The organism is Bradyrhizobium sp. USDA 3311 (assembly GCF_054062495.1).
In genome coordinates, this window is record NZ_JBSSFI010000001.1 from 3123699 (window position 1) to 3138932 (window position 15234).

The 15234-nt window shown below is 65.7% G+C and carries 12 protein-coding genes; 3 read left to right on the forward strand and 9 right to left on the reverse strand.

What is annotated here, in order from left to right; genetic code table 11:
- Window positions 1-143: 143 nt before the first annotated feature.
- The 3 genes from ACVWW6_RS14810 to ACVWW6_RS14820 form a co-directional block, all read right to left on the reverse strand.
- Complete coding sequence (locus tag ACVWW6_RS14810; RefSeq protein WP_028173486.1) at window positions 144-599, reverse strand: hypothetical protein; 456 nt, start codon at window positions 597-599, stop codon at window positions 144-146.
- Between the two features lie 77 nt (window positions 600-676).
- Window positions 677-1048, reverse strand: a complete 372-nt coding sequence (locus ACVWW6_RS14815) for a DUF883 family protein (RefSeq protein WP_028173485.1) — start codon at window positions 1046-1048, stop codon at window positions 677-679.
- Between the two features lie 77 nt (window positions 1049-1125).
- Complete coding sequence (locus tag ACVWW6_RS14820) at window positions 1126-2238, reverse strand: AI-2E family transporter (RefSeq protein ID WP_028173484.1); 1113 nt, start codon at window positions 2236-2238, stop codon at window positions 1126-1128.
- Window positions 2239-2445: 207 nt separating this feature from the next.
- Here ACVWW6_RS14820 and ACVWW6_RS14825 point away from each other — a divergent pair, with 207 nt between their 5' ends.
- Window positions 2446-3246: a L,D-transpeptidase gene (locus ACVWW6_RS14825; protein WP_456680931.1), complete on the forward strand. Its 801-nt coding sequence runs from the start codon at window positions 2446-2448 to the stop codon at window positions 3244-3246.
- Between the two features lie 17 nt (window positions 3247-3263).
- The gene (locus tag ACVWW6_RS14830) at window positions 3264-3914 is read left to right on the forward strand and encodes a DUF2865 domain-containing protein (protein WP_028173482.1); all 651 of its coding nucleotides are present in this window, start codon (window positions 3264-3266) and stop codon (window positions 3912-3914) included.
- A 364-nt stretch (window positions 3915-4278) separates the two neighbouring features.
- On the opposite strand, the gene ACVWW6_RS14835 is transcribed toward ACVWW6_RS14830, so the two are convergent.
- Entirely contained in the window at window positions 4279-6372 is a 2094-nt protein-coding gene (locus ACVWW6_RS14835) for a methyl-accepting chemotaxis protein (protein ID WP_456680932.1), read from the reverse strand.
- Between the two features lie 262 nt (window positions 6373-6634).
- Window positions 6635-8728: a methyl-accepting chemotaxis protein gene (locus tag ACVWW6_RS14840; RefSeq protein WP_304550845.1), complete on the reverse strand. Its 2094-nt coding sequence runs from the start codon at window positions 8726-8728 to the stop codon at window positions 6635-6637.
- A gap of 272 nt (window positions 8729-9000) precedes the next feature.
- On the opposite strand from ACVWW6_RS14840, the gene ACVWW6_RS14845 reads away from it, so the two are divergent.
- Entirely contained in the window at window positions 9001-9156 is a 156-nt protein-coding gene (locus ACVWW6_RS14845) for a Thivi_2564 family membrane protein (RefSeq protein WP_011084288.1), read from the forward strand.
- Between the two features lie 75 nt (window positions 9157-9231).
- Here the strand turns inward: ACVWW6_RS14845 and ACVWW6_RS14850 are convergent, their stop codons facing one another.
- The 4 genes from ACVWW6_RS14850 to cysD form a co-directional block, all read right to left on the reverse strand.
- Window positions 9232-9432, reverse strand: a complete 201-nt coding sequence (locus ACVWW6_RS14850) for a CsbD family protein (protein WP_027544225.1) — start codon at window positions 9430-9432, stop codon at window positions 9232-9234.
- A gap of 130 nt (window positions 9433-9562) precedes the next feature.
- Complete coding sequence (locus ACVWW6_RS14855; protein WP_304550846.1) at window positions 9563-11728, reverse strand: malate synthase G; 2166 nt, start codon at window positions 11726-11728, stop codon at window positions 9563-9565.
- Between the two features lie 548 nt (window positions 11729-12276).
- A complete protein-coding gene (gene cysC, locus ACVWW6_RS14860; protein ID WP_011084291.1) occupies window positions 12277-14193 on the reverse strand; it encodes an adenylyl-sulfate kinase in 1917 nt (638 codons plus the stop codon).
- A 20-nt stretch (window positions 14194-14213) separates the two neighbouring features.
- A complete protein-coding gene (gene cysD, locus ACVWW6_RS14865) occupies window positions 14214-15008 on the reverse strand; it encodes a sulfate adenylyltransferase subunit CysD (protein ID WP_011084292.1) in 795 nt (264 codons plus the stop codon).
- Window positions 15009-15234: the final 226 nt, after the last annotated feature.

The window sequence follows — 15234 nt, forward strand, 5'->3', positions numbered from 1 at the left end:
GGCGCGCCGGTGCGCTCGCGTGTCCGCCCTTGACCCCGCCTGGCACGCAATTTTTGCAAAGACGATCTGCTTCGCAGCAGCTCGCGCTTCCGAAGCCGGCGACCTCTGGCGGTGTGAGATTCGCAGTCCGCGCGCCCGGACCGTTACTCGGCAGGTTCAGCCGATGCCTCGTCGGAGACGCTGGTCCTACTCGCCATGATTCCGAGTGCGACGCCGGCGATCGCCAGGATCGGCAACAGTCGCCTGACCCCGATGGCGCGAACGATCTGGAGTCCCGTGGCGAGCAGCATGGGATCGGCCAGCATGCTCGCGGCCGCCGACTTCGCGGCGCGCTCGGCCGCGATTTGGGCGCGCTTCTGCACCTCGCGCTTGTAGCCCCAATAGGTGCCCGCGGCGGTGAGCGTCAGCAGGAAGAAGATGCCGGCGCCGGCGAGGCATGCCTGCACCGGGCCGTACTTATCCAGCACCGAGATGAACGCGGCCGCGCAAAGAAAGCACGTCGTGATGAAGAGCGCGAATGCGGCGGCTGCGGCGAGCGATGTCAGACGGACCGTCGTCCCGGTCGAGGCGCTGATGCCGTCGATAATGCGCTGAAACATGCCCTTGCTCCTCAATCCCCCCACAAGCCTGAGGCGGCGGCCGCGCGCCGCCGCGATCCCAGGGTCCGTCCCGCGCTTTACCGGCGCCAGGCGGCGCCGATCAGGAAGCCGATGCCGAGCGCGATACCGACGGTCGCGAGCGGCCGCGCGGTGATGGCGTCTTCCAGCGTCTCCTCGATCGAGCCATAGGCATCCTGCGCCGCGCCCATCATCGCGCTGCTGCGCTCGGACATGTCGTCGAGTGTCGAATCCATGTTCTCGCGCGCTTGCTTGTAGCCGCGCCGGGCCTGTTTTCCGGCCGAATTGGCGAAGGTATTGAGCGCGTCGGTAATCTGGTCGGTGAGGGCGGCGATATCGTTTTTCACGGCTGCTACATCCTTCTCGAGGCGTTCTGCGGTGGCTTTGTCGATCCAGTCTCTCATCCTGGTTTCGCCGTCGGCTATTGACATCGCAAACTCCGAACTGTTGGCGGTGAGATGGGCGGAAAACGTTTCGTCGTGACGGAAGTTCCGTTCGCGGGAGCCCGTCACGCCTGCGGGAGCTGCGGCGAATTCTCCGGCAACAGATGCTCCTTAAGGATGAGTCCCACGATCAGGAGCGGCGACGACAGAAACGCGCCCATTGGTCCCCACAGCCAGGTCCAGAAGGCCAGCGCGATGAAGACGGCGAGTGCGTTCAGCGACAACCTGCGACCGATGATGGTCGGCGTGACGAAGTGTCCCTCCAGGAAGGTGATGCCGCCGAAGGCGAGCCCCGCCATCAGTCCGCCGCCCAGCGTCGGGAAGGCGACGAGCCCCACCACGATCAGGACGATGAACATCGCGATCGGTCCTATGATCGGGATGAAGTTGAGCGCCGCCGCAAGTGCGCCGAGCCCGGCCGGATTCGGCATGCCGGTGATCGCGCAGATAATGCCGGTCGCGACGCCCACGCCGATATTGATGACGGTGACGGTCAACAGGTAGTTGCCGAGGTGAACCTCGATCTCGTTGAGAATCCGCAGCGTGCGCAGCCGCGCGTCGCGGTCGCCGAAATTCATGATCAGCGCCCGCCGCAGGTCGCGCCAGCTCGCGATGAACAGGATCAGGGTGGCGAAGAACAGCAGGAATTCGGCGAAGGTGGGCGAGAGGAATTCCAGCGTCGGCTGGACCCATTCGGCCTTCGGCAGCGGCAGGCTTGGCAGCCCCTCTGAGCCGCCGACCATGGTTTGCAGCTCCTTCCACAGCGCCAGCGGCCGGTCGAAAACGTGCAGCTTCTCCTTCAACTGCGCGCCCAGCTCCGGCAGGCGCGAGCTCCATTCCATTGCGGGCACGGCAATCAGCGCGACGACGAAGGCGACCACCGTCGTCACCGCGGTCACGATCAGCACGGCGCCAAGCGCGCGCGGCACGCCCCGCCGTTCCAGAAAGCTTGCGGCCGGCGAGAGCATGGTACCGGCGACGACAGCCATCACCACCGGAAGGAAGAACGCCTTGGCGAAATACAGCACCCCGATCACGGCGATCAGGAGCAGGCCGGCGAGGGCGTAGGCGACGAACTCGGTGCGGCGAATGACCGGCGGCAGCTCGCTATGGCTGTCGGGGAGTGGGGCGCCTTCGCCGTTGCCGGAAATCAGACGTTCACTGGGAAGGACGCGCACAATTTCTCTCCCGCACGGAGGTGTCCGGGCGCCCATTGGTCATCAGGAAACGCCGGAGGGGTGCTGCGGTTCCATCGCGGCTTCGTGAAGTTGCGCTCGCTTGACTGTGACGTCGACGCCGCAGAAGGCGGCGGAACTTGAGTCGGCCCGGCTGCGTTTGTTGGCAAGCCGCATCACCTGAGATGCACGCACCCAATGGGGCAGCACATGACAAAGGTCTCTTTAGTCCGTCGCAGCTTCTCGCCGCGCGCCGCCGCCGCTTTTGCCTTCGCAACCGCTCTGGTGTCCTTCGGTAGCGCAAATGCGCAGACGCTGGGCTATGCGCCGATGCAACCGCGGGCGTATCCGATGCAACCGCAAGCGTATCAACAAGGTCCAAGCTATTCGCAGGGCTATGTCAGCGAGCCCGCGCAGACGGCCGACGAGGATGCCCAGTTGCCCGATCGGCTGCGCAAGCAGGTCGTCAGCTTCGACCGCAGCGAGCCGGCCGGCACGCTCGTGATCGATACCGGCAATACATACCTCTATTACGTGCTCGGCAACGGCCGGGCGATCCGCTACGGCGTCGGCGTCGGCCGCGAGGGCTTCACCTGGTCGGGCGTCCAGAGCATCAGCCGCAAGGCGGAATGGCCGGACTGGCATCCGCCGGCCGAGATGATCGCGCGCCAGCCCTATCTGCCGCGCTTCGTCGCCGGCGGTCCCGGCAATCCGCTCGGCGCGCGCGCGATGTATCTGGGTTCGAGCGAATACCGCATCCACGGCACCAACGATCCCACCACCATCGGTAAGTTCGTCTCTTCCGGCTGCATCCGCTTGACCAACGAAGACGTCACCGATCTGTTCAGCCGCGTCAATATCGGCGCCAGGGTCGTGGTGCTGCCGAAGAACGCGCCGCTGATGGCGAAGGGCGGCGACAGGGGGAGTGATTCTTGGCGCAAGCGCCCCGCGGCGACGACGCTGCCCTCGGGCCGGCAGGCCCTGAACATCTCGACGTCGGCCGTGAACTGAGAGTTGGGTGAGATCGCATGAAGAGACGTTCGATCAGCAAACTGGCCGGTGGCGCCGCGGCGTTCTTCGCCGCCGCATCTTTCGGCCTCGCGCTGACGCCGGCGCATGCGGAGGATTTCTTCTCGGCGCTGTTCGGTGGCTTCCGGATGCGCCCGCCGCCGGAGATCCGGATGCCGTTTCCCAATGACGACATGCCGCGCTACGACACGCCGCGGCAGCGGGCGTCCTACGGCGGTGGCGCCGCCTATTGCGTCCGCGGCTGCGATGGCCGTTATTTCCCGGCGCAAGGAAACGATGCCGAGAGCAAGGCGCAGTCCTGCAAGAGCTTCTGCCCGACCTCGGAAACATCGCTGGTCTATGGCAGCAACATCGACGACGCCACGACCGAGGGCGGAAAATCCTATTCCGATCTGCCGAACGCGTTCCGCTATCGCAACGAGATCGTGTCGGGTTGCACCTGCAACGGCAAGGATCCGGTCGGCCTCGCCCAGATCAAGGTCGAGGACGACCCCACCCTGCGCAAGGGTGACATCGTCGCGGGCGCGGATGGCCTGGTGGTCGCCAGCCGCAACGCTGGCGATCGCCGCGGAGTCGCGATGAACTTCTCCCCGCTGCCGGACTCGGTCCGCGCCAGATTCCGCCAGGTGCCGGTGGTGGCGAAGGAGTAGCCCCTGTCGTCCTGGCGAAAGCCAGGACCCATTACCCCGAATGCGAGTTTGGCGGCACGCAGATAACCACCAGCCTGCCCATTGCGGTGGCCGGTGATTATGGGTCCTGGCTTTCGCCAGGACGACATCTCGCGTGATGCAATGCCCGTGCCCCAATCTCCGCTGTCGTCCCGGACAAGCGCGCCCAAAGCGCGCCTAGATCCGGGATCCATAGCCACAGGGCGTGGTTTGGCGAAGACTCGGAGTTGCCAGCTCGCATCCTAACTTCTCCGTGTGGCTGGGTCCCGGCCCCCCCGTGCGCGATTGCGACTAGGCCGGGACGACACCGAAGGAGCGGCTACGGCTTTCTCTCCAACCCGCAGCCCTACGCCGCGCGGATCTTGCCCAGGAAGTCGCTGACCTGCTGGCCGAGCTGGCGGCTCTGCGTCTCCAGCGTTTCCGACGCCTGCTTGACGTTGTCAGCGGCGCCGGCGGCGGTGTCGGCGTCGGCCTTCACGCCGGTGATGTTGTCGGAGACGTTCTTGGTGCCCTGCGCTGCATATTGCGTGCTGCGAGTGATCTCCTGCGTCGCCGCACCCTGCTCCTGAACGGCGGCGGCGATGGCGGTGGCGACCTCGTTGACCTCGCCGATGATGCCGCCGATGGCCTGGATCGCGTTGATGGCGTCGCCCGCGACCTTCTGGATGTCGGCGATCTGCCCGGAGATCTCTTCGGTCGCCTTCGCCGTCTGGCTCGCCAGCGACTTCACCTCGGATGCGACCACGGCAAAGCCGCGGCCGGCCTCGCCGGCGCGCGCGGCCTCGATCGTGGCATTGAGCGCCAGCAAATTGGTCTGCGCCGCGATGGTGTTGATCAGCCCGACGACCTCGCCGATCCGCCCTGCGGACTGCGCCAGCCCCTGAACGGTGCCGTCGGTTTCGCGGGCCTGGTTGACGGCCCGGCTGGCGATGCCGGCGGCATGGGCCGCCTGCTGGCTGATGTCGTTGATCGAGGCCGAGAGCTCCTCGGCGGCCGCCGCGACACTGTCCACGCTGGTGGAGGCGTCGTTGGACGCCTTGCCGGCGACCTCGACGCGCTCATTGGTCTGGCGCGACACCGCGGAAAGGTCGCCCGCGGTCTTGCGCATCTCGCCGGAGGCCTCGCTCAGCTCGCCCAGCGACTTGCGCACCACGCCCTCGAACTCGCCGACATAGCTCTCCATCGCGCGCTGGCGCGCGGCGGCGCCGGCGTTGCGCTCGCGCTCCTGCTCCTCGATCTTGAGCTTGTCGGTCGCTTGCTGCCTGAACGTCTCCAGCGCTCCCGCAAGCGAGCCGATCTCGTCGTGACGGTCGAGATAGCCGCTGTCGACGGCAAGGTCACCGCCGGCGACCTTGAGCATGGCGTCGCGAATCCGGTGCAGCGGCGTGATCACGCGGCGGCTGACCGCGAGCATCGCGGCGCCGGTCAGGACGATCGCGGCGAGGAGCAGGGCGGTATTGACGATCAGCGATTGCACCGCGGTCGCGCGCTGGGCCGCGGAATGGTCCTTGGCCGCCTCGAGCGCGGCGTCGGCGAGCTTGATCGCGCTCGCCATACGGCCAACCGAATAGGGGCTCCACTGGTTAGCCGTCATCGACGGTTTCTCGCCCTTGGCGACCGCGGCAATGATGCCGTCGCGCGTGGAGGCGTATTGCGGATCGAAATAAACCGCCTTGGCGTTCGCCATGGCCGCGGCGAGCGCTGGCGGCAATTGCATGCCGACCGTGGCGAGCTCGATCGCATTCCAGGCCGTATCGGTGCCGCCAACGAATTTGGTATAGGCGAGCTGAAGCTCGGGCGTGATCTTGCCGGTGCCGAGCGCGTTGCCGACGATCAGCGAGGACTCGCCGGCACTCAGGCGCAAGAGCCAGGCCATCTGCTTGATCATCAGGAGCTGGTCGATGACCGCGTCCTGATGATTGACGCTCGCGCCGAGCATCGGCGCCAGCTTTTCGAGGATCGCCATCAGTCCATCCTCGGCGTCGGTATATTCCTTGGCGAGTGCGGCGCGGCGCGAAGCCTTGGGCTTGGCGACTTCGGTCCAGAATTCCGCCTGTTTCTCAAGCAACACCTTGTTCAGCCGGCCGAGGTCCGACACCATCGTCTCGCCCTGCGGCAAGTCGATGGAGGGAAGAATCTCGGTGGCGCGCGCCAGCGCCGGCATCAGGATGTCGCGGATTCCGCGGATATATCTTTCGATGTCCTGGTCCAACTGGACGTCCGAGGTGAGCTGGCGGCTGCTGGTCGAACGGTCGGCACGGATGTTCGCCATCGCCTTGAACACTTCTGCCGATGCGGCCGAGACCGCGACGATCCGGTTGGCGGCTTGCAGCCGGCCCCATGAGCTCCATGCGCTGATCGAGAAGCCGATCACGACGACGAATGCGGTGGACAGGATTACCGCCTTCAGCAGTGCGGATACGGTCAGGCGGTTGAGCATCGGACACCCCGGTACGCGTTTCGAAGTTCGTGGCCCCGAACGGCAGCCTCCACGAACTTCGAAGGACCAAAGGGTTGCACGTGACAGAAGCACCTGCCTTGCGGCAGGCGCTTGAGGCGCATTTGGCCCGAAAAGGGTAAAAACTTAGACAGTGGTGCTGCCGTAAAATTACTGGGGCATTGAGGGTTGGCACCCACCATCGTCGTCCTGGCGAAAGCCAGGACGACATCGGGGTGTGTGGCCGGCCACGCGCCTATGAAGCCTAAGCCGCGCGGATCTTGCCAAGGAAGCCAGTGACGTCCTCGCCGAGCTGGCGGCTCTGGCTCTCCAGCGTCTCGGAGGCGTGTTTGACGTTGTCCGCGGCGGCTGCGGCGGCATCCGCATCGGCTCTGACGCCGGTGATGTTGTCGGAGACGTTCCTGGTGCCCTGCGCCGCAAATTGCGTGCTGCGGGTGATCTCCTGCGTCGCCGCACCCTGCTCCTGCACGGCGGCCGCGATCGCGGTCGCGACCTCGTTCACCTCGCCGATGATGCCGCCGATGGTCTGGATCGCGTTGATGGCGTCGCCGGCCACCCGCTGGATGTCGGCGATCTGCTCGGAGATTTCCTCGGTGGCCTTGGCCGTCTGGCTCGCCAGCGACTTCACCTCGGAGGCGACCACGGCAAAGCCGCGGCCGGCTTCGCCGGCGCGCGCCGCCTCGATCGTGGCGTTGAGCGCCAGCAAATTGGTCTGCGCCGCAATGGTGTTGATGAGGCCGACGACCTCGCCGATGCGTCCGGCGGATTTTGCCAGGCCCTGCACGGTGCCGTCGGTTTCGCGCGCCTGGGTGACGGCGCGGCCGGCGATACCCGCGGCATGGGCCGCCTGCTGGCTGATGTCGTTGATCGAGGCCGAGAGCTCCTCGGCGGCGGCCGCCACGCTGTCGACGCTCATGGAGGCGTCGTTGGAGGCCTTGCCGGCGATCTGCACGCGGTCGTTGGTCTGGCGCGACACCGCGGACAGATCGCCCGAGGTCTTGCGCATCTTGCCGGAGGCCTCGCTCAATTCGCCGAGCGTCTTGCGCACCGCGCCCTCGAACTCGCCGACATAGACCTCGATCGCGCGCTGGCGGGCCGAAGCGCCCGCATTGCGCGCGCGCTCCTGCTCCTCGATCTTGAGTTTGTCGGTCGCTTGCTGCTTGAACGCCTCCAGCGCGCCGGCGAGCGCGCCGATCTCGTCCTTGCGGTCGAGATAGCCGCTGTCCACGGCAAGGTCGCCGCCGGCGACCTTCAGCATGGCATCGCGCATGGTGTTGAGCGGATGGATGACGCGGCGGTTGACCAGCATGATGGCACCGACGGCGAGGCCGACGGCGAGCGCCAGAAGTGCGAGCTGCATGACGAGTGCGCGTTGAGCTGCGGAGCGCTGTTCCAGCGTATGGCTCTTCGCGGCATCGAGAGCGGCTTCCGCCACCGCGACCGCGCTGGAGAGACGGCCGACGGTGACCGGGCTCCACTGGTTGGCGGTCATCTCGGCTTTCTCGCCCTTGACCAGCGTGTCCGCGAGACGGTCTCGCAGCGCGAGATATTGCGGCTCGAAATAGGCGGTCTTCGCCGCGGCCAGGGCGGAGGCAAGCGCCGGCGGCAACTGCATGCCCGAGGTCGTCAATTCCAGCGCCTTCCACATCGCCGACGTGCCGCCGACATGTTGGGTGTAGTTGTACCGGGCTTCGGGGGTGATCTTGCCGGCGGCAAGACCGATCGAGACGATCAGCGAGGCTTCGCCCGCGGTGTTGCGCAGCAGCCAGGCGTTCTGCTTGATCGACAGCAGCTGGTCGATCACGGCGTCCTGGTGGTTGACGGTGGCGGCGAGGACGTTCGAGAGCTTGTCGAGCGTCTCGAGCAGGCCCTGCGTCGTCTCCATATACTCCTTCGGCAGGCCCGCGCGGCGCTGGTCCTTGGGCTTGGCCACGTCCTCCCAGAACTGCTTCTGCTCCTCGATCAGCAGCTTGTTGAGGCGCGCGAGCTCCGGCACCAGCGTGCCTGATTGCGAGAAGTCGATGTTCGGCAGCAGCTCCAGCGCATGTGCCATCGCTGGCATCTGCGCATCGCGCAGCGCACGCAAATACTTCTCGATCTCGGAATCCATCGGCTCGGTCGCGTTCAGGAGCCGGTTGGTGGTCGAGCGGTCGGTGCGCAGATTGTGCATCGCCTTGAACAGATCGGCGGAAGCGTCGGCGATCTGCGAAATGCGGTTGGCGGTCTTGAGGCGATCCCAGGATTCATAGGCGGTGAGCGAGAGCGCGATCACCACACAGACCGACGTGATCGCGATCACCGCCTTCAGCAGCGCGGATACGGTCAGACGATAGAGCATCGAAGTCCCCCCAAATTCCCATTGCAAATTTCGTGAAGACGCCCGGCAACATCGGCAAACGGGGGCGCGGCAGATCGGCAATCGCACGCCGTTTGCGCTTCAGGGGCTCAAACGGTTTCTGCATCTGAAAGGAAAAGGGTAAAGTTTTAGGCAGCCGGCCTGCCGGTAGAAGTACGCATTTACTAGAAGTTGCAATGGGTTGCCCGGGTGGAACCGTCGCGCGAGACAGGCGTTAGGTTATCGTTAGCAATCTGCCTGAAGGGGGCCTCGCGATGCTGGTCGGCGTACTCGTCACCTTTCTCGTCGTCATTCTCGTGCTCTATCTCATCAACATGTTGCCGATGGACGGCCGCGCCAAGCAGATCGCGCGCGTGGTCGTCATCATCATTGGTGTGGTGTCGCTGTTGAAATATCTCACGGTATTCTAGCGGGCGCGCCGCTACGATGCTTCGAAATGAAAAGCCCCGGCGAAAGCCGGGGCTTGGTCTGCGTTCCCGAGCACGCTAGTGCAGCGTCTTGAGCCAGTCGTCGACGTCCTGACGAACCTGGTCCTTGGCCTTGCCGTAACGTTCCTGCAGCCGGCCTTCGAGCTGCTCGCGACGACCCTCGATCAGTTTGAGGTCGTCGTCGGTGAGCTTGGCCCACTTCTCCTTGGCCGATCCCTTGAACTGCTTCCAGTTTCCTTCGATGCGGTTCCAATCCATGACCATCTCCCGTTGGTTGATGGCCCGACAACGCGAGCGGTGCGCAGCCGTTCCTCCTCGCGCCGCGACGTTTCGCCCAACAAAAAAGCCCCGGCTCGCGCCGGGGCTTTTGACATTTCGGTGACCGGGCCTAGCCCGCCGCCTTCGCCTCGCGGCGGCGCGCGGTGAGGATGTACTCGGTGTAGCCGTTCGGCTGCTCGCGGCCCTTGAAGATCAGGTCGCAGGCGGCCTTGAAAGCGACGCCGTCGAAGGCGGGCGCCATCGGCTTGTAGATCGCATCGCCTGCGTTCTGCTTGTCGACGACGACGGCCATGCGCTTCAGCGATTCCATCACCTGCGCCTCGGTGATCACGCCCTGGTGCAGCCAGTTGGCGAGGTGCTGGCTGGAGATGCGCAAGGTGGCGCGGTCTTCCATCAGGCCGACGTCGTGGATGTCGGGCACCTTGGAGCAGCCGACGCCCTGGTCGATCCAGCGCACGACATAGCCGAGGATGCCCTGGCAGTTGTTGTCGATCTCCTGCTTGACGTCGTCGGGCGCCCAGTTCGACTTCGACACCGGAATGGTGAGGATGTCGGACAGCTTCGCGCGCGGTCCGCCCTTGGTCAGTTCCTCCTGGCGCGCGATGACGTTGACCTGGTGGTAGTGCAGCGCGTGCAGCGTCGCGGCGGTCGGCGAGGGGACCCAGGCGGTGGTGGCGCCGGCCTGCGGATGGGCGAGCTTCTGCGCAAGCATGTCCGCCATCTTGTCGGGCGCGGCCCACATGCCCTTGCCGATCTGGGCGTGGCCGGGAAGGCCGTCGATCAGGCCCATGTCGACGTTCCAGTCCTCGTAGGCCTTGATCCAGGCCTGCGCCTTCATCTCGTTCTTGCGGATCATGGGGCCCGCTTCCATCGAGGTGTGGATCTCGTCGCCGGTGCGGTCGAGGAAGCCGGTGTTGATGAACATGATGCGCTTGGAGGCGCGCTGGATGCAGGCCTTGAGGTTGACGGTGGTGCGCCGCTCCTCGTCCATGATGCCGACCTTGAGCGTATTCTCCGGCAGGCCGAGCATCTTCTCGACGCGGTCGAAAATCTCGCACGTGAACGACACCTCGTCCGGGCCGTGCATCTTCGGCTTGACGATATAGGCAGATCCCGTGCGGCTGTTCTTGACCTTCGAGTTGCCCTTGAGGTCGTGGATCGCAAGCAGGCCGGAGACGGCGGCGTCGAGCAGGCCCTCCGGGACCTCCTCGCCCTGTTCGTCCAGCACCGCGTCGGTGAACATGTGGTGACCGCAATTGCGCATCAGCAGCAGGCTGCGGCCGTGCAATTTCACTTCGCCCTTGCCGTCCGGCGTCTTGTAGCTGCGGTCGGCGTTGAGCGAACGGGTCAGCGTCTTGCCGCCCTTCTCGAAGTCGGCCGAGAGCGTGCCGTTCATCAGGCCGAGCGTGTTGCGGTAGACCAGCACCTTGTCCTCGGCGTCGACCGCGGCAACCGAGTCCTCCATGTCGAGAATGGTCGAGACCGCGGCCTCCATGACCATGTCGGCGACGCCGGCGGGATCGTCCTTGCCGATCGCGCTGTTGCGGTTGATCGTCACCTCGACATGCAGGCCGTTGTTGACGAGCAGCACCGCGCTCGGCGCGGCCGCATCGCCCTGGAAGCCGGCGAACTGCGCGGCGTTCTTCAGCGCGGTTGCATTGCCGCTCTTCAGCTTCACCGCGAGCTGGCCCGCGACGATGCTGTAGGCGGTGACGTCGGTGTGGCTGCCGGTCGCGAGCGGCACGGCGGCGTCGAGGAAGGCCTTGGCCTTCGCGATCACCTTGTCGCCGCGCGCCTTGTTGTAACCCTTGCCGCTCTCGGACGGATCGTGGGGGATCGCGTCGGTGCCGTAGAAGGCGTCATAGAGCGAGCCCCAGCGGGCGTTCGCCGCGTTCAGCGCATAGCGCGCATTGGTGAGGGGGACGACGAGCTGCGGGCCGCAGATCTTGCCGATCTCCTCGTCCACATTGGCGGTCTCGACCTTCTGCGTCGCCGGCTCCGGGACGAGATAGCCGATCTCCTTCAGGAAGGCGGTATAGGCATTGAGGTCGAACGCCTTGCCCTTGTTGGCGCGATGCCAGTCGTCGATCTTGGCCTGCAGCGTGTCGCGCAACGCCAGCAGCGCCCGGTTCTTCGGCCCAAGGTCCTTGATGATGGCGGCAACCCCGGCCCAGAACGCATCCGGCGCGATCCCCGTTTTCGGGGCCGCTTCCTTGGCGATGAAGTCAAACAGAACAGGAGCGATCTTCAATCCGTGGGCGTCGACGCGTTTCATGATGGGCTTTCTTGTTGGAAATGGCTGTTTTTTGGCTGCTTTTGACCCGACAGCAGCAAAATGCGCCCACAGGGGGCGGCTTTCGGGACCTATTAGCCCCAAAATCGGGGCGGTGAGAAGACCCCTGGGGGGTTGTCAAAATGTCAAGAAGCGGTGGGCGGGCCGGCTCGTTTTACAAACGCTTGAGCCCGGCTGGGCGCCAAGCGCACAACTGCGCTCCCTCCCCCGCAAGGGGCAGGGCAATCGCATATGGATTTCACGAGGATTTTCCGCGGGCTTGCTCCGCCTCTCCCGCTTGCGGGAGAGGCCGACGCGCTCGCAGAGCGCGGCGGGTGAGGGCTCTCGCCACGCAGGGATGTCATCCGCAATCCCCAACAATCCCGACGCGGAGACACCCCCACCCCAACCCTCCCCCGCAAGCGGGAGAGGGAGCCCAGTGCCGATGCCGCCGCATCGTGCACACCATATGCGATTGCCCTGACCGCAAGGGGGGGAGGGAACGCACTGCATGCGCGGAGGCAGCAAGCACACTCGCGATAATCGGCGCCTCAAATATTCGCGGCGAGATCCACGACTTCGTCGAACAGCACGCCGGTGGTCTTCAGCATCTGTTCGATCTCGTCGGCGGCTTCAGTGACCGTCCGTGTCGACGTGTCGATCACGAGCTCGGCCGCTTGCGGCGTCTCGTAGTCGTTGCCGATGCCGGTGAACGACGCCAGCGCGCCGGCGCGGGCCTTCTTGTAATGGCCCTTCGGATCGCGCTCCTCGCAGACGCCGGCCGGTGTCGCGACATGGATCTCGCGGAACGCGGTGTCGGCGATGCGGCGCGCGGTGGCGCGGTCCTCGCGAGCGGGCGAGACGGCGGCGACGATCGCGATGTGGCCGTTGCGGGCGAGATGCGTCGCGACCTCGGCGAGACGGCGGATGTTCTCGCTGCGGTCGGACGCGGAGAAGCCGAGATCGTTGTTGAGTCCGGCCCGCAGCGTGTCGCCGTCGAGCAGGATCGGCGAGCCGCCATTGGTGAACAGCCGCCGCTCCAGCGCCTTCGCCAGCGTCGACTTGCCGGAGGCCGGCAGGCCGGTGAGCCAGACCACGGCGCCGTTGTGCTGATAGCGCGCAGAGCGCTCGTCGGGGCGGAGCGCCGATTCCACCGGCACGATGTCGACCGGCACGGCGCGCTGGCCGGCATCGACCGACAGCACGAGACCGCCGCCGGCGATGCGCCCGGAGACCTCGATCACCAGACGTCCGGTGCGCGGATTCTCGGTGTAGGGATCGGTGGCGATCGGATTCGAAAGAGAGATGTCGATCTCGCCGACATGGTTGCGGCCGATCGCCTTGTTCTCGACGCTCGACAATTCGCCCGGGTCGACCGCCTTCTCGATCGCCACCACGGTGGCGCGGCTTTCCTTCGGCCCGCAGCGGACCAGGAGCTGGTCGCCCTTGGCCAGCGGCTTGTCGTGCAGCCAGAAGATGCGCGCGCGCAAGCGGCGCGTCTCGCGCGGGGCACTGCCCGCATGCGCGACGATGTCGCCGCGCTCGATGAACAATTCGCGGTCGAGCGTGATGCCGACCGAGCGGCCCGCGCCCTGCCGTCCGGCAATCGGCGTCGCCGGCCAGCTCTCGACCGTCTTGATCTTGGCGATCTTGCCGGCCGGCATGATCACGATCTCGTCGCCGGCAACCAGGCTGCCGGATTCGATGCGGCCCGCCACGATGCGGCGGTCGTCGAACTTGTAGATCGCCTGCACCGGCAGCCGCAGCGCCAGCGCTTCCAGCGGGCGCGCCGGCTCGAGCTGGTCCAGCGCCTCGACCACGGTCGGTCCCTTGTACCAGCCGATGCGGTCGGTGCGCGTCGCGACGCCATCACCGTCGCGCGCGGAGATCGGGATCACGGCCGTCGGCGTCACGCCGAGGCCGTTGAGATGCGCGGAAATCTCGTCGCTGATCGCCTGGAAGCGATCGGCGGAGAAATCCACGCGGTCCATCTTGTTGACGACGATCGCAACCTGCTTCACGCCGAGCAGATGCAGGAGATAGCCGTGCCGCCTGGTCTGGTCGCGCACGCCCTCGAGCGCGTCGATGATCAGCACCGCGCCGTCGGCCTGCGAGGCGCCGGTGATCATGTTGCGCAGGAATTCGGCATGGCCGGGCGCGTCGATCAGCACGATGTCGCGCGAATTGGTGCGGAAGCGGATCTGCGTGGTGTCGATGGTGATGCCCTGGTCGCGCTCGGTCTGGAGCGCGTCGAGCAGGAACGACCATTCGAACGGCATGCCGCGCCGCGCGCTGACGGCCTTCAGCATCTCCAGCTTGCCGTCGGGCAGGCTGCCGGTCTCGTGCAGGAGGCGGCCGACCAGCGTCGACTTGCCGTGGTCGACATGGCCGACGATGACGATGCGGACCTGCGGGCGCGTGGTGCCGTTCGGGGTCGCGGGCGAAGCGGGGGTGACGATCATGTTCATGGCCGCGTTGCGTCCTGAGGTCAGAGATAGCCGGCGACGCGCAGACGCTCGAAGGCGTCTTCGGTCTCGTGGTCGAGCGCGCGTCCCGCGCGCTCCGGCACCTTGGTCTGCTCGAGCTCGACCAGGATCTCCTCGATGGTCGACGCAGTCGAATTCACCGGATTGGTGATGTCCTGATCGCCCAGCGAGCGGTAGCGCTTGCCGTTTTGCGACAGATAGAGCGGGATGATCGGGATGTTCTCGCGCTTGGTGTAGGCCCAGATGTCGGCCTCGGTCCAATGCAGGATCGGATGGATGCGCAAATGCGCGCCTTGCGGCGGCGAGGCGTTGAAATGATCCCAGAACTCAGGCGGCTGGTCGCGCACGTCCCAATTGCCTTCGAGACCGCGCGGCGAGAACACGCGCTCCTTGGCGCGGGTGGCCTCCTCGTCGCGGCGGATGCCGGCGATCAGGCCGTCGAAGCCGTATTTGCCGAGTGCCATCTTGAGGCCTTCGGTCTTGCGCGCAGCGGAACGGGCGGCCGGCGGCAGCGTTGGGTCGACGGCATCGATGGGCGGGCAGGGCTCGACGCGTAGGTCGAGATCCCACTCCTTCCCGTAATGATCGCGGAAGCGATACATCTCCGGAAACTTCTTGCCGGTGTCGACATGGAGGGCCGGGAACGGCATGCGGCCGAAGAACGCCTTGCGCGCCAGCCAGATCATGACGTTGGAGTCCTTGCCGAGCGACCACAGCAGGGCGATCTTCTTCAGACGGGCGAAGGCCTCGCGGAAAATGTAGATGCTCTGCGCCTCGAGCTGGTCCAGATGGTCCATGCTGGGCGCAACATCAGCAGAAAATTCTTGCGAGCCCGAGCGCCCGGTGAGGGCGGGGCTGCTCACTCCGACAGCTGCGGAATCGTCCTTGAGAAGATGCATCTCTGCCACTTTGCGTTTGGAGGCGAAAATTCTATAGTTGCAGCGCAGGAGAGAAGAAAAAATTTTCTCTTTGCGCGCTCGAAACGACACATATATAGAAAATAATTCCAGTCAACCCCGGATG

Excerpts from the sequence above, each read along its gene's own strand:
- ACVWW6_RS14810 (WP_028173486.1), bottom strand. The coding sequence starts at position 599 with ATGTTTCAGCGCATTATCGACGGCATCAGCGCCTCGACCGGGACGACG.
- ACVWW6_RS14815 (WP_028173485.1), bottom strand. The coding sequence starts at position 1,048 with ATGTCAATAGCCGACGGCGAAACCAGGATGAGAGACTGGATCGACAAA.
- ACVWW6_RS14825 (WP_456680931.1), top strand. The coding sequence starts at position 2,446 with ATGACAAAGGTCTCTTTAGTCCGTCGCAGCTTCTCGCCGCGCGCCGCC.
- ACVWW6_RS14830 (WP_028173482.1), top strand. The coding sequence starts at position 3,264 with ATGAAGAGACGTTCGATCAGCAAACTGGCCGGTGGCGCCGCGGCGTTC.
- ACVWW6_RS14835 (WP_456680932.1), bottom strand. The coding sequence starts at position 6,372 with ATGCTCAACCGCCTGACCGTATCCGCACTGCTGAAGGCGGTAATCCTG.
- ACVWW6_RS14840 (WP_304550845.1), bottom strand. The coding sequence starts at position 8,728 with ATGCTCTATCGTCTGACCGTATCCGCGCTGCTGAAGGCGGTGATCGCG.
- ACVWW6_RS14845 (WP_011084288.1), top strand. The coding sequence starts at position 9,001 with ATGCTGGTCGGCGTACTCGTCACCTTTCTCGTCGTCATTCTCGTGCTC.
- ACVWW6_RS14850 (WP_027544225.1), bottom strand. The coding sequence starts at position 9,432 with ATGGATTGGAACCGCATCGAAGGAAACTGGAAGCAGTTCAAGGGATCG.
- ACVWW6_RS14855 (WP_304550846.1), bottom strand. The coding sequence starts at position 11,728 with ATGAAACGCGTCGACGCCCACGGATTGAAGATCGCTCCTGTTCTGTTT.
- cysC (WP_011084291.1), bottom strand. The coding sequence starts at position 14,193 with ATGAACATGATCGTCACCCCCGCTTCGCCCGCGACCCCGAACGGCACC.
- cysD (WP_011084292.1), bottom strand. The coding sequence starts at position 15,008 with ATGGACCATCTGGACCAGCTCGAGGCGCAGAGCATCTACATTTTCCGC.